The organism is Streptomyces lanatus, assembly GCF_014655715.1.
In the GTDB taxonomy this organism is placed as follows: domain Bacteria; phylum Actinomycetota; class Actinomycetes; order Streptomycetales; family Streptomycetaceae; genus Streptomyces; species Streptomyces lanatus.
On record NZ_BNBM01000007.1, the window covers coordinates 158,902 to 171,805 of the forward strand.

At 72.2% G+C, this 12,904-nt stretch carries 12 protein-coding genes; 11 read left to right on the forward strand and 1 reads right to left on the reverse strand.

The genetic code is table 11. The features are described 5' to 3' along the window. Positions 1–16: 16 nt before the first annotated feature. From IE325_RS20360 to IE325_RS20410, 11 genes are all read left to right on the forward strand, one after another. Complete coding sequence (locus IE325_RS20360; protein WP_373315190.1) at positions 17–712, forward strand: RNA polymerase sigma factor; 696 nt, start codon at positions 17–19, stop codon at positions 710–712. Further along, positions 693–1,577 carry a CU044_5270 family protein gene (locus IE325_RS20365; protein ID WP_190071388.1) on the forward strand — a complete coding sequence of 295 codons (885 nt, stop codon included), beginning with the start codon at positions 693–695 and terminating at the stop codon, positions 1,575–1,577. Before IE325_RS20360 ends, IE325_RS20365 begins: the two co-directional genes overlap by 20 nt. A gap of 116 nt (positions 1,578–1,693) precedes the next feature. Beyond that, positions 1,694–3,907 carry a serine/threonine-protein kinase gene (locus IE325_RS20370; RefSeq protein ID WP_190071389.1) on the forward strand — a complete coding sequence of 738 codons (2,214 nt, stop codon included), beginning with the start codon at positions 1,694–1,696 and terminating at the stop codon, positions 3,905–3,907. Next, on the forward strand, positions 3,894–5,246 hold the full coding sequence (locus tag IE325_RS46140) for a serine/threonine-protein kinase (RefSeq protein WP_229911899.1): 1,353 nt from the start codon (positions 3,894–3,896) through the stop codon (positions 5,244–5,246). Before IE325_RS20370 ends, IE325_RS46140 begins: the two co-directional genes overlap by 14 nt. Positions 5,247–5,279: 33 nt before the next feature. Beyond that, on the forward strand, positions 5,280–6,071 hold the full coding sequence (locus tag IE325_RS20380) for a hypothetical protein (protein ID WP_190071390.1): 792 nt from the start codon (positions 5,280–5,282) through the stop codon (positions 6,069–6,071). A 111-nt stretch (positions 6,072–6,182) separates the two neighbouring features. Continuing rightward, a complete protein-coding gene (locus IE325_RS20385; protein WP_190071391.1) occupies positions 6,183–6,974 on the forward strand; it encodes a hypothetical protein in 792 nt (263 codons plus the stop codon). Beyond that, on the forward strand, positions 6,971–8,020 hold the full coding sequence (locus IE325_RS20390) for a PP2C family protein-serine/threonine phosphatase (protein ID WP_190071392.1): 1,050 nt from the start codon (positions 6,971–6,973) through the stop codon (positions 8,018–8,020). The genes IE325_RS20385 and IE325_RS20390 overlap by 4 nt, the downstream gene beginning before the upstream one ends. Further along, on the forward strand, positions 8,017–9,063 hold the full coding sequence (locus IE325_RS20395) for a protein kinase domain-containing protein (protein WP_190071393.1): 1,047 nt from the start codon (positions 8,017–8,019) through the stop codon (positions 9,061–9,063). Before IE325_RS20390 ends, IE325_RS20395 begins: the two co-directional genes overlap by 4 nt. Then, positions 9,060–9,770: a vWA domain-containing protein gene (locus IE325_RS20400; protein ID WP_190071394.1), complete on the forward strand. Its 711-nt coding sequence runs from the start codon at positions 9,060–9,062 to the stop codon at positions 9,768–9,770. Before IE325_RS20395 ends, IE325_RS20400 begins: the two co-directional genes overlap by 4 nt. Before the next feature lie 11 nt (positions 9,771–9,781). Further along, positions 9,782–10,219 (forward strand): hypothetical protein, encoded by a 438-nt coding sequence (locus IE325_RS20405; protein WP_190071395.1) that lies wholly within the window; start codon positions 9,782–9,784, stop codon positions 10,217–10,219. A 15-nt stretch (positions 10,220–10,234) separates the two neighbouring features. Beyond that, a complete protein-coding gene (locus tag IE325_RS20410) occupies positions 10,235–11,236 on the forward strand; it encodes a zinc finger Ran-binding domain-containing protein (RefSeq protein WP_190071396.1) in 1,002 nt (333 codons plus the stop codon). 23 nt (positions 11,237–11,259) lie between these two features. On the opposite strand, the gene IE325_RS20415 is transcribed toward IE325_RS20410, so the two are convergent. Further along, a complete protein-coding gene (locus IE325_RS20415) occupies positions 11,260–12,837 on the reverse strand; it encodes a sodium:solute symporter family protein (protein ID WP_190071397.1) in 1,578 nt (525 codons plus the stop codon). Positions 12,838–12,904 lie beyond the last annotated feature (67 nt).

Sequence of the window (12,904 nt, forward strand, 5' to 3'; positions counted from 1 at the left end):
ACAGGGACGGCATGACGTGCGCGGACAGGGCCCGAGTGTGGACCTTTCCCTACGCGCCCGCATACGGGCCGGTGACCCGGAGGCCTTCGCCGAGCTGTTCTCGGCCCACGCGCAGGCCCTCTACGGTCACGCCGCCCGGCTGACCGGCGATCGCGGCGCCGCCGAGGACGCGGTGTCGCTGACGTTCCTGGAGGCCTGGCGGCTGCGGGACCGGCTCAGACCCGAGCCTCCCGACCCGTACGACGGCGACGGGCTGCGGCCCTGGCTGTACGGCATCGCCACCAACGTGCTGCGCAACCATCGTCGCGCCGCCCGGCGGCACAGCGCCGCCCTCGCCCGGATCCCGGACCGGCGTACGGACCTTGAGACCGTGCCGGACTTCGCCGACGAGGTCGTGGGGCGTCTCGCCGACTCCGAGCGGCTTGCCGCCGCCCGTACCGCGTTGCGGCGGTTGCGGCGGGGCGAGCGCGAGGTGTTCGCCCTGTGCGTCTGGTCCGGGCTGAGCTACTCGGCCGCCGCCGACGCCCTCGGCGTCCCCGCCAGCACCGTGCGCTCCCGCCTCGCCCGCGCCCGGCAGCGACTGCGACGGCTGGCCGAGGCGGAGCTCAGGAAAAGCCCGGGACGCCCTCCCGCCGCCGGACAGGAACCGGGTGGCCGCAGCGAGCGGTCCGGTCGGAACAGGAGAAGTGCCGATGAACCCCACCGAGCGTGAAGAACTGGCCCGGCTGCTGCCGAGCCCGGGCGAACCGGTCCTGTCGAGCGACCGTCAGAGCCTGCTGAGAGAGCAACTGATGCGTGAGATCGCCGTGCACCCCAACACCGTTGTCCGCAAAAGCACTTGGCGCCGCGCTGCCGCCTTCGCCGTCCCCCTCGCCACCGCCGCCGCCGTCACCGCGACCCTCCTCGTCGGCGGCTCCGACACCCCCGCCCCGGACCAACAAGCCGTCGACCTGCTCAACCGCATCGCCAACGTCGCCGCCGCCCGGCCCACCACGCCCGTGCGCGACGACCAGTACGTCTACGTCTCCACCCAGAGCACCGACGACGTGGACGAGTACGGCGTCGTCACCCTCCGCCGGGACGACTGGCAGCCCGTCGACGGCGGGCGGTCCGGGCTCGCCCGGATCAAGATCCTCTCCGGGAGGGACAACCCGTATCTCCACGACGGCGACATGAAGCTGGGGCGGGACCCGAATGTCACTTACTTCCGGGAGCTGGAAGCGCTGCCCACCGACCCGGAGGCGCTGTACCGGAAGATCTGGGACGGCACCGAGGGTGAGGGGGCCCATGAGGAGGCCGCCTTGGAGGAGATCGGCGCGATGCTGCCGTCGGCGACGCCGCTGCCCGAGCTGAACGCCGCCCTGTACCGTGCCGCCGCGAAGATCCCCGGAGTCTCGGTGGTCCGGAACGCCGAGGACATCGCCGGGCGCAAGGGCGTCGGCCTCACCTTCAAGGACCGTGACGAGCAGGCCACTTGGGTCTTCGACCGGAAGTCCCTGAAGTTCCTCGGCACGGACGAGGAGGCGCTGCTGGACGTCGGGATCGCCGACAAGGCCGGTGCGGTGCCGGGGAACTGACCGGCTGTCGTCGGGCCGACGTCCGCTTTCTTCACCTCAACTCCATCGCTACTCAAGAGTCACCCCCTGCCGGTGCGGGACAATGCCCGGAACGGGCAGAGGGGGAGAGCGACTTCGTGCAGCCGCTGACGCCGGACGACCCACGCCGGGTGGGCGACCACCGGCTGCTGGGCCGGCTCGGGTCCGGCGGCATGGGCACGGTCTATCTCGGGCGCTCGCGCGGCGGCCGGGAGGTCGCGGTCAAGGTGGTGCGGGCGCGTGCCGGGCGTGATGACCGGTACCGCGCGCGTTTCCGGCGGGAGGTGGCCGCCGCCCGTACCGTCACCGGCGCCTTCACCGCCGCGCTGCTGGACGCCGATCCGGAGGCGGAGGCGCCCTGGCTGGCGATGGAGTACCTGCCGGGGTTGTCGCTGCGGGAGGCCGTCGAGGCGTACGGCGGGCTCCCCTCGGACGCCTTGCGGCTGCTGGCCGGTGCCCTGGCCGAGGCGCTCGCCGACATCCACCGGGCGGGCCTCGCGCACCGGGACCTGAAACCGGGCAACATCATGCTCACCGCCCGCGGACCCCGGGTCATCGACTTCGGGATCTCCCGGCCCGCGGACGCGCTCGCGCTCACCGTCCCCGGCACGGTCCTCGGCACGCCAGGTTTCATGTCGCCGGAGCAGGCGTCCGGGGGCCTAGCCGGGCCGGCCGGTGACATCTTCGGGCTCGGGGCGGTGCTGGCGTACGCGGCGACGGGGCGTGAGCCGTTCAGTGCCCCGGACCGGGCGGCCGTACTGGAGCGGGTACGGCAGGGGCGGACCGAACTCGGGGGGATTCCCGACCGCAGGCTGCGCTCGCTGATCGCCTCCTGTCTGCGTCCCGAGCCCGAGAGCCGTCCCTCCGCCGCCGCCCTGCTGGACCGGCTCGGGGAGCCCACGGCCTCCGTGCAGGGCACCGGTTGGCTGCCCGCGCCGCTGGCGGAGGCCATCGACCGCACCGCACCGAGCCCGACGACGTCCCCCGACAGTGGGGTGGCTTCGGCGGCTGCGGTGATCGGGGTCGGGGCCGGGGTTCAGGGGGAGCCGACCGCCGATCCCACGGCCGCGACGGACGGTCCCGCCGAGGGCTCCGGCGTCTCGGCCGGGCGTGGGCGCAGTCGCCGTAACCTGCTCCTCGCAGCCGCCGCGCTGCCCGTGGCCGCCGGGGCGACGATCGCCGTGCTGCGGGCCACGACGGGCAAGGAACGGTCCGCGCCGCCGCGTCCGTCGCCCAAGGCGTCCCCCTCCAGCCCCCGTCCCTCGGTGGCCACCCGGCAGTGGGCGACGCAGGTCATCGACCCGGACCCCGACGAGGGCATCGGCGCCCCTGACCTCTACCGGGCCGGTGACACGGTCGTCGCCGCGCACCACCGGCGGAGCACGGTACGCGCCCTCGACCCGCGTACCGGGAAGGTCCGCTGGTCCCGCGCCGCCGACACCTCCGGCGCCACCTTCGTCACGCCCGGCACGGACGCGGCCTACCTCTTCGACGCCCCCAAGGGGGACGGCCCCGCGGACTCCATGCTGCGTGCCGTCGACGCGGTCTCCGGCGCCGTGCGCTGGAGCTTCCGGGTGCCGTTCTTCCCGTGGGGGACGGCGGCCACCGGAGCGGTGGTGTGTTTCGCCACCGACGACCAGGTGCGGGCGCTGGGCGCCGCCGACGGCCGGCCGCGCTGGACCGCGACGGCGTCCGCGAGCGCGGTCTTCACCGCCGCGGCGGGGCTCGTGGTCGTGAGCGGCGACGGCGTCCTGACCGGGATCGAGGCGGACAGCGGACGTATCCGGTTCAAGCGTGAACTGCCGCAGTCGGCCGTGTACCTCGTCGTCGGCGACGGCATGGTCTTCGGCCGGGACAACACCGGGACCGTGTACGCGGTCCGCGCCGACGACGGGACGATGGCCTGGCGGAGGTCGTTCGACTACCGCAGCTCCATGCGGCACGCGGGGGCCGGGCTGCTCTTCGTGAGCGAGCCGGACGGGCGGATCCGCGCGTTCCGGGCGGGCACGGGCAAGCAGGTGTGGTCCCGGGGGCCCTACGGCGCGGGGACGGAGACCCTCGGCGCGTCCGACAGCGCGCTGTGGGTCCAGGCCTCCGGCCCGACGGTGCGCGCGCTGGCCCCGGCCGACGGGCGTGAGCTGTGGACCTACGCCGCCCAGTCGACCACCGGCTCGACCTCCGCCTTCGGCGCCGGTGCGCTGGGCATCGGCGGGCTCGTGCTGCTGGGCACCGTGGAGGGACGCGTCGAGGCCGTCGGACCGCCGGGGAAGACGAACGGGCAGGCGAACGGGGAGACCAGTGGAGCGGCTTGAGCAGGGCGACCCGCGTACGGTCGGGCGCTATCGGATCCTGGCCCGTATCGCCACGGGCGGCATGGCCACCGTCTACCTGGGGCGCTCCCCGGGCGGCCGGGCCGTGGCGGTCAAGGTGCCGCACACCGAATACGTCCGTGAGCCCGGGTCCCGGGACCGCTTCCGCCGCGAGGTGGCCGCCGCCACCGCGGCCGGCGGCACCCACAGCCCGCCCGTCCTCGACGCCGATCCCGACGCCCCGGCACCCTGGATGGCCACCGAGTTCCTGGCGTCGCTGACACTGCGCGACGCGGTGGAGCGATACGGCCCGCTGCCCGAGGCCTCGGTACGACGGCTGGCGGCCGGGCTCGCGGAGGCGCTCACCGCGATCCACCGTGCCGGGATCGTCCACCTCGACGTCAAACCGGCCAACGTGCTCCTCACCGCCGACGGCCCACGGCTCCTCGACTTCGGCATCGCCGCCCATGCCCGCTCCACCGGCCCGGCGGGCTCCCGGGGCTTCATGTCCCCGGAACAGATGGCGGGTGACGCCGGCCCGCCGAGCGACGTCTACTCGCTGGGCGCCACTCTGGAGTACGCCCGCGGCGCCCGAGGCACGGACGAGGCGCTGGACGCCGTGGTCGCGGACTGCCGGCGCGCCGATCCCGCCGCCCGGCCGACCGTCCCCGAACTCGGCCTCCGGCTCGCCGAGTTGACCCCGCACCCCGAGCCCTCCGGCCCCGCCTGGCTGCCCTCGCCCGTGCTGGCCGCGATCGACCGGCAGCTCAGCGTCGCCGCCAACCCGCCCGCGCCCCCGCAGACAGGGCCCGGCCGGCGCACGGTCCTCGTCGCGGGCGTGAGCGCCGTCCTGGCGGTGGCCGGGGGTGTCGGTGCCGTGCTCGCCGCGAGCGGGGACGAGGAACCGTCCCCGGAGGGGAAGGGGTCCGGCGCGCCCCGGAAAGCCGCACCTGCTGCCTCCTCCGCCGCGCCTTCCCCCTCCGAGGAGCCCGTCGAGATCGAATTCGTGATCACCGGCGACGGACCGGTGTCCGAACTCACCTACTGGGTCAACGGGAGGGCCACCACACCGGGGACCGCCTCTCTCCCCTGGCGCCGCACCGTCTCCGTGCGTCCCGAGCAGGGCAGCGTCGATCTGCGGCTCCGCTACACCATGCCGTCGGGCAGGACCAGGGCCCAGGTGTTCCGGGACGGGAACAGGCTCCAGGACGGGACGTACCCGGCCGAGCAGGCGTTGAGTGGCCTCCCCGCCGACATCCTCTACCCCTACAACGTGGACACGGTCAGTTCGATGGCCGTGGCTCCCCCGGGTTCGGGACCCCTCCCGAGCGCTGGCGCCTAGGGTCACCCTCCACCGTCTACGAGGGGGAAGGTCATGGCAGGTTCGGGGAGCAAAGTCACTCTGCTTCCGCGGGACATCGGCAGCCTCAGCCGAACCGTGCCGCCGGGCCTGCCGGGCACACTCCATGTCCTCGGCGCCAACGGCGGTATGAGCGTGGCGCCGGACGCCGACTTCACGCTGCTGTTCGGTCGCAACGAACCCGAGGTCCATGTGTGCGTCGGCACCGGCGACACCCGCGTCAGCCGGCAGCAGGGCCTGATCGTGCGGGAGTCCTCGCGCTGGGTGCTGCACAACACCGGCGGTCTGCCCATCCGCTTCCCCGGGTCGCGGCTGGTGCTGGGCGGGGGCCGGGCGCGGCTGTCGGCCGGGTTCACCCCGCTGTTCGTCGTCTCGCCGCGGCACGAGCACCTCCTGGAGGTCAGGATCAGCGCCCCGGCACCGGCCGCCGGGTCGGCCAAGGGAAGGCGGGCGGACGAGGACACGACCCGTCACGAGGCGCGGTACCTGTCGCCGGAGGAGAAGCTGGTGCTCGTCTGCCTCGCCCAGCGCTATCTCCGGCTGGAGCCCTATCCACAGCCCCTGGCCTGGGCCCAGGTCGCCTTCGACCTCGACGAGTTGCAGCCCGAGCGGCAGTGGAGCGCGAAGCGCGCCGCCCACATCGTGGCCAAGGTGCGCAAACGCCTCAGCACGGAGTACGGCGTCGCCGGGCTGCTGGAGGAAGAGGTCCCGCAGCCGGTCGGCAACACCCTCAACCACAACCTCATCACCGACCTGCTGATCACCATGACGATCGCCAGGTCGGACCTGGACATGCTCGGCGGCTGACACCGGCAACGCGGCCCGGGAGGGGTCCCGAGGGCCCGCTGTTACTCATGAACCCTCAACACGTGATGTGCATACGGCTGTTGGCGCCGAGACGGAACGGGGGACCGGGGAATGGTCACGCACTCGCTGACGTACGACCCCGTGGTCGACGGCCAGCCGCTGCCACGGGTCCGTCTGCTGAGCCCGCTGCGGACACCGCCCCCGGGGAGGGCGCTGGTGCTGGTGCCGGACGCCGGGCCGGCGCTGACGGTACGGCCGGGGGATCAGGTGCCCGACGCGCGGTACGGCGTCTACCAGGGGATGTTCATGGTGGACACCACCGAACACCGGCTCGTGCTCGACCTACGGCTGGCCGGGCGGGGCACGTCCGACTCGTTCCGCTGCCGGGTGGAGCTGATGTGCCAGGTCACCGACCCCGCCGCGGTGGTGGCCCGGGGCATCCGCGACATGAGCGCGACCTGGCAGGGGCCCGTGTATGAGCGCCTGCGTGACGTCGCACGCCGGTACGGCGTCGATCAACTCCGGGTGGCCGACGATGCGTTGAACGCCGCGCTGCGGGACTTCACCGGGGACGCGGCGGTGCGGCTGTACGCCGGGAGGGCGGAACTGAGCGTCGGGGGGCGGCCTGACGGGTCCGACCGGGCTGACGCCTTTGAGGCGCCTGGGCGGAGCCGAGTGCGGGGGGCCCGGCGGGAGCGGGTCCAGGAGGGGACGGGGCCAGATGGGCCCGAAGTGCTGCTGGGCGAGGTGGTCGCCCGTAAAGAGGAGCCACTGCCCCCGCACACACCGCCACGGCCCTCGGGCCCGCCCCCGTCCCCGAAACCCCGCCCCAGCAGAGTGCGAGGCACCGGCACAACCGGCAACCACCCCCGCGAGGATGGAGGGCAGGTGACCGGAGCATGATCATCCCGCCGAAGCCCACCCGCGTGCCCGACCACTCCGCACCGCCCCCGCCCGACCATCTGACCTGGTCGGCCGTCCACGGGCGGCTTCAGTCGCTCGCCGTATGGACGGAACGCCGGCCCGGGCACGGTGAGGACGCCGAACCGCTCGCCGCCTATCACCGGCCCACCGAGAACGGACTGCTCGCCGTGTTCGACGGCTCGGGCGGCTCGGGAGCGGCGCCCGCCTGGAACGCGCCCGACGGTGCCACGCACACCGGCGCCTGGGTCGGCGCCCGGATCGCGCGGCTGGCCGCGGAGTGCTGGTTCCAGGGCGTCGTCGCTGCGAAGGAGCCGGACACGATCGAGCGGTTGACGTACTGCCTGCGGGCGCTGCTGGCCGCGGCGCCCACCAGCGCACGCAGCAAGGTCACCGGCTCCATGCGCCGTCTGCTGCCCACCACCATGGCCGCCGTCCGCTACCGGACCGGTGACGAGGGCGTCCGCTGGCAGGCGGTCTGGGCCGGCGACTCACGCTCGTACGCCCTCCTCCCCGGCAGCGGTCTGCACGCGCTCACCCGGGACGACGCCCACGAGGACGACACGCTGGAGCTGCTGCGGCAGGACCCGCCGATGACGAATGTGATCTGCGCCGACCGGCCCTTCGAACTCTCCGTGCACGAAGGGGAGTTCCGCGAGCCCTGCGTCCTGCTGGCCGCGACCGACGGTTTCTTCGGCTATGTGCATACGCCCGCGCAGTTCGAGTGCGTCCTGCTCGACACGCTCACGCGGTCCGAGAGCGTCGGCGACTGGGCCGACCGACTGCGCCGGGCGATCCAGCCGGTCACCGCCGACGACGCGTCGCTGTCCCTGGTGGCGCTGGGCTTCGCCGACTTCGCGCAGCTGCGCGCCGCCTTCGCCGGGCGGCACGACAGCGTCGTGGGCGGTGAGTACCTCGACGTTCCGTCGGCGGCGGACGGCCCTGACGCGGTGCGCCGCTGGCAGGACCGGACGTGGCAGTCCTATCGACACGGATACGAGCGATTCATGCCGGGGGTGCGGGAGTGAAGCTGGGCGATGTCATCGGCGGATACCGGGTCGTCACCGAGCCGACCAACGCGGGCGGCGGGAAATGCGTCTGGGCGTTCGCCGAGAAGGACGGCAGGGAGTACTTCCTCAAACGGTTCCTGGAACCCAAGCGCCCCCGCGAGGGCTCCGGCGGCAGCGCCGTCAGCCGGCGTATCCGGCTGGAGAGCTGCCGGGAGTTCGAGGAGCGGCACCGGAGCATCATGAAGCTGCTGCGCCCCGACGCCAGCGGGGCGGGCAACCTGGTCCTCGCCACGGACTTCTTCCACTCGGGCAGCACCTACTACAAGGTGACCGAACGCATCGACACCGCCAGCCTCCAAACACCGGAGTCGCTCGGGCCGAAGCAGAAGTCGGTGCTGCTGAGGACGCTGGCGAGCAGTCTGCGGCTGCTGCACGACATCGAGATCGTGCACGGCGACCTGAAACCGGCCAACGTGCTGGTGCAGCAGCGGGAAGGCGCCGCCTTCCACACCGCCAAGCTCATCGACTTCGACGACTCGTATCTCTCCGGCCGTCCACCGGAGCGGGAGGACATCGCGGGCGACTCGCTGTACGGCGCCCCGGAGTGGCGGCGCTATGTGCAGGGCGACGAGGCGGTCGGGAGCGCGGATCTGACCACGGCCGTGGACATGTTCGCGCTGGGCCTGATGACCCACACCTATCTGACCGGCTCGCTGCCCGCGTACGACGCCCGCTTCGGATCCCCGGCGGACGCCGTCAACGCGGCCGAGCCCCTGACCGCCGACGACCGGCTCGGCACCCCCATGCAGGCGCTGATCGCGGCCCTGACCGCGGCCGCCCCCAAGGACCGCCCCACCGTCGCCGACTTCCTGACCGCGCTCAAGGACCCGGAGGCCTGCACCCTCCACGACGCGGCCCAGCCACGCCCGGCCCGCAGAAGCCGGGTCCAGTTCAACCCACCGGACCACCCGAGGACCGTGGCGCCGGAACCGGGCGGCGAAGGACCGCCCAGGTCCCGGGTCCGGATCAACCTCGGCAGCCACCGAAAGGAACGCTCATGACCACCGAGCTGGAGAAGTACCACGGCAACCTCCAGTACGCCGTCGACATCGTGATGTGCATCGACGCCACGGGCAGCATGAACCCCGTACTGGACATCGTGAAGAACAGCTCGCTGCAGTTCCATCAGCGGCTGGGCGAGGTGATGGCGAGGAAGAGCAAGGAGATCAGCCAGCTGCGGCTGAAGGTCATCGCCTTCCGCGACTTCGGCGACGACCCCTCCGACGCGATCGAGCAGACGGACTTCCTGCGGCTGCCGCAGCAGGTGGGGGAGTTCGAGAAGTTCGTACGGGGACTGCGGGCGACCGGCGGCGGGGACATCCCCGAGTCCGGCCTGGAGGCACTGGCCCTGGCGATCAACGCCCCCTGGGAGACCGGCCTCGACCGGCGGCGCCATGTCATCGTCATGTTCACCGACGCGCCCGCCCATCCGCTGGGCACCGTGGGCGCCTCCGCGCAGACCTATCCGCGTGACATTCCGCGCAGCATGGACGACCTGTTCGAGCAGTGGGGATACGCCCGCAGCCAGACGGCGGTGATGGAGCAGTCGGCGAAGCGGCTGGTGCTGTTCGCACCCGAGGAGGAGCCGTGGAAGGAGGCCATCGGGGAGGAGTGGGACCTCACCCTGCACTTCCCGTCCAGGGCGGGCGAGGGCCTGGAGGAGTTCGAGATGGACGAGATCATCGAGACGATCGCGAACAGCCTGTGAGGGACAAGTCGGTGAGGTTCCAGCTGCACGGCGTCGGCGTCCGGCTCGACCACGACCAGGGCTGGCTGATCCTCACCTGGGGCCGGGCGGGTGCCCAGGGGCAGCTGGCCATGCCGCCCGAGCACTGCGTCTCGATCCGCGCCCGGCCCGAGGGGCATGAGGGCGGCCTGCGCCTGGCGTTCCGGTTCCGGCCCGCGGGCGGGGCCGGCGCCGATGTCGCCGCGGACTTCGTCGTGGGCCCGGACCGGGCGGAGCGGGCCTGGCAGTTCGCGCTGTGGTTCGCCCGCGAGTACGGCGTGAAGGACCTCTCCGCGTCCTGGTGGGACGTCGAACCGTCCGCCGCCGAACGGGAGGAGGGCGACCGGGACTGGCTCAGCGCGCCCGTCTCCCCGGCGACCCGTGTGCTGTTCCGCTCGGTCATGGCCCGGCTGACCGTCGCGGACACGTGACCCGAGGGAGCCATCATGAGCGGGCGGACGTGGCAGTGCTCGGACTGCGACACCTTCAACGACGCCGCGGCGCGGGTCTGCGACGTCTGTGACACCCCGCGGCGCGAGAAGGTCCCCGAGGCCGCGCCCGAACCGAAGCGGCCGACGCCGAGGAGCATGCCGCCCAGGAAGACACCGCCGCCCCCGAAGCGGTCGACCGCGAGGACACCGCCCGCCAAGAAGACGAGCCCGGCCAGGAAGACGGCCCCCGCCAAGAAGACGGCCCCCGCCCGGAAACCCCCCGCCCCCACCGGCCTGACCGGATCCCGCTACACCGTGTCGGGGATGGGCTGGGTGTGCCCCAACTGCGGCGACCGGGTCGCCGGGTCCTTCACCTGCGACACCTGTTACACGGGCTGGACGCCCGAGGCCACGACGACCGTGCACGGCAAGCCGCTGACCCTGACCGGGAGCCTTTCGCGCCCGGCGCCCACCTCGCCCAGGCCGTCCACCCCGGAATTCCCGAAGCCGACCCCCAGGGAACCGACCCGCGGCGAGATCCTCGCGGGCTGCGGATGCCTGCTCTTCCTCGCGTCCGTCGTCGTCACCCTGGTCGTGCTGCTGATCCTCAACTGGTCGACGGTGACGTCGTTCCTGACGGGCTCCGACTCCTCGAAGGGCTCCGCGAAGCCCTCCCCGATGGTCTCCGCGAGCGGCCCCTGCCCGAAGGAGCTGGCCGCGCTGCTGCCGAAGGGCTCGGCGTCGGGCTCCCGCCTGGTCGCGGCGTACAGCAGGGAGAACGTGAAGGACCGGTACGCCTTCTGCCGTACGACGGCGGGGAAGGTCTTCTACTTCTTCGCGAAGAAGACCGGTGAGCCGTACGGCAGTCCCACCGAGGCGGTGAAGTCCGGAACCGGATACCTGGTGCGGTTCCCCGACAGCAGTTTCCGGTTCCGTGACCTGGAGGTGACGGCCTATGACAAGGACGACAAGGAGCTCTGGAAGGAGGGGCTGACGCCCGAGGCCGCCGTCGACTGACGAGACGACGACCGGCCGCGGGCTCAGTCCTTGGCGGCCGGAGCCCCCACCGCGTCCTCCACCCCACCGGCCGGCGCCGGTACCGCGGCCGCCGCGGACCCGTCGTCGTCGGTGTTGATGCTCTCGACGACCGCGAGCCGCTCCGGGGTGTCCTCCGGCTTGATGAAGCCGATGAGGATGTACAGGACCAGCGAGACCGCGAGCGGGATGGAGACCTGGTACTGGAGCGGCACGCCGCCCTCGATCTGCCAGCTGATCGGGTAGTTGACCAGCCAGAAGGCGAGCAGACCCATCGACCAGCTGGTGAGCGCGGCGGTCGGGCCGGAGCGGCGGAAGGTCCGCAGCAGGCCCAGCATCATCGGGATGGCGATCGGGCCCATGAGTCCGGCGACCCACTTGATGACGACGGTGATGATGTCCTTGAAGGTGGGGGAGTTGACCTGGGTCGCGACCGCCATCGACAGGGCGAGGAAGACGACCGTGGTCACCCGGGCCGCGATCAGCCCGGACCGCTCGCCCCAGGACCGCGCCTGCTTCGACAGCACCGGCGCCACGTCCCGGGTGAACACGGCCGCGATCGCGTTGGCGTCGGAGGAGCACATGGCCATCGTGTGCGAGAAGAAACCGACGATGACGAGGCCCAACAGGCCGTGCGGCAGGAGCTGTTCGGTCATCAGGCCGTAGGAGTCCGAGCCGTCCGGCTTCTGCGACTCGACCAGCAGCGGCGACATCCACATCGGGAAGAACAGCACCACGGGCCAGACCAGCCAGAGGATCGCCGAGAGCCGTGCCGAACGCTCGGCCTCCCGGGGGGTGGCCGTGGCCATGTACCGCTGGGCCTGGTTGAGCATGCCGCCGTTGTACTCGAAGAGCTTGATGAAGAGGAAGGCGAGGAGGAAGACGGTCCCGTACGGGCCGACCAGCGGCTCACCGTGGCCCTGGAGCTCCGGCCGGTCCCAGGCGTCGAGGAAGCCGATGCCCTTGTCGTTCAGCTCCAGGATGACGGCGACGAACATGGCGACACCGGCCAGCAACTGGATGACGAACTGGCCGAGTTCGGTGAGCGCGTCGGCCCACAGCCCGCCGATGGTGCAGTAGATGGCGGTGATGCCGCCGGTGATGAGGATGCCCTGGTTGAGGGACACGCCCGTGAACACCGACAGCAGCGTCGCGATGGCAGCCCATTTGGCGCCCACATCCACGATCTTCAGCAGCATGCCGGACCAGGCGAGCGCCTGCTGGGTCTTCAGGTCGTAGCGGTTCTTCAGATACTCCAGCGGGGAGGCCACATGGAGCCGTGAGCGCAGCCGGTTGATGCGCGGCGCGAACAGCTTCGACCCGATGGCGATACCCAGTGCGATGGGGAAGGACCAGGTGACGAAGGACGTGACGCCGTAGGTGTAGGCGATGCCCGCGTACCCGGTGAACATCACCGCGCTGTATCCGGACATGTGATGCGAGATGCCCGACAGCCACCAGGGCATCTTGCCGCCCGCGGTGAAGAAGTCGCTGACGTTGTCCACCCGCTTGTGCGACCAGACTCCGATCGCCACCATCACGCCGAAGTAGCCGATGAGCACGGCCCAGTCGAGACCGTTCATGTGCGCCCTCCCAGGGTTCAGCCCGGCGCTCATCGTGGGTGCTGTCGCGTGAGCACGACAAGTGAGC

What these genes read in the sequence shown, in the direction of transcription:
- IE325_RS20365 (WP_190071388.1), top strand. Translation starts at nt 693, where the DNA reads ATGAACCCCACCGAGCGTGAAGAACTGGCCCGGCTGCTGCCGAGCCCG.
- IE325_RS20380 (WP_190071390.1), top strand. Translation starts at nt 5,280, where the DNA reads ATGGCAGGTTCGGGGAGCAAAGTCACTCTGCTTCCGCGGGACATCGGC.
- IE325_RS20385 (WP_190071391.1), top strand. Translation starts at nt 6,183, where the DNA reads ATGGTCACGCACTCGCTGACGTACGACCCCGTGGTCGACGGCCAGCCG.
- IE325_RS20390 (WP_190071392.1), top strand. Translation starts at nt 6,971, where the DNA reads ATGATCATCCCGCCGAAGCCCACCCGCGTGCCCGACCACTCCGCACCG.
- IE325_RS20400 (WP_190071394.1), top strand. Translation starts at nt 9,060, where the DNA reads ATGACCACCGAGCTGGAGAAGTACCACGGCAACCTCCAGTACGCCGTC.
- IE325_RS20410 (WP_190071396.1), top strand. Translation starts at nt 10,235, where the DNA reads ATGAGCGGGCGGACGTGGCAGTGCTCGGACTGCGACACCTTCAACGAC.
- IE325_RS20415 (WP_190071397.1), bottom strand. Translation starts at nt 12,837, where the DNA reads ATGAACGGTCTCGACTGGGCCGTGCTCATCGGCTACTTCGGCGTGATG.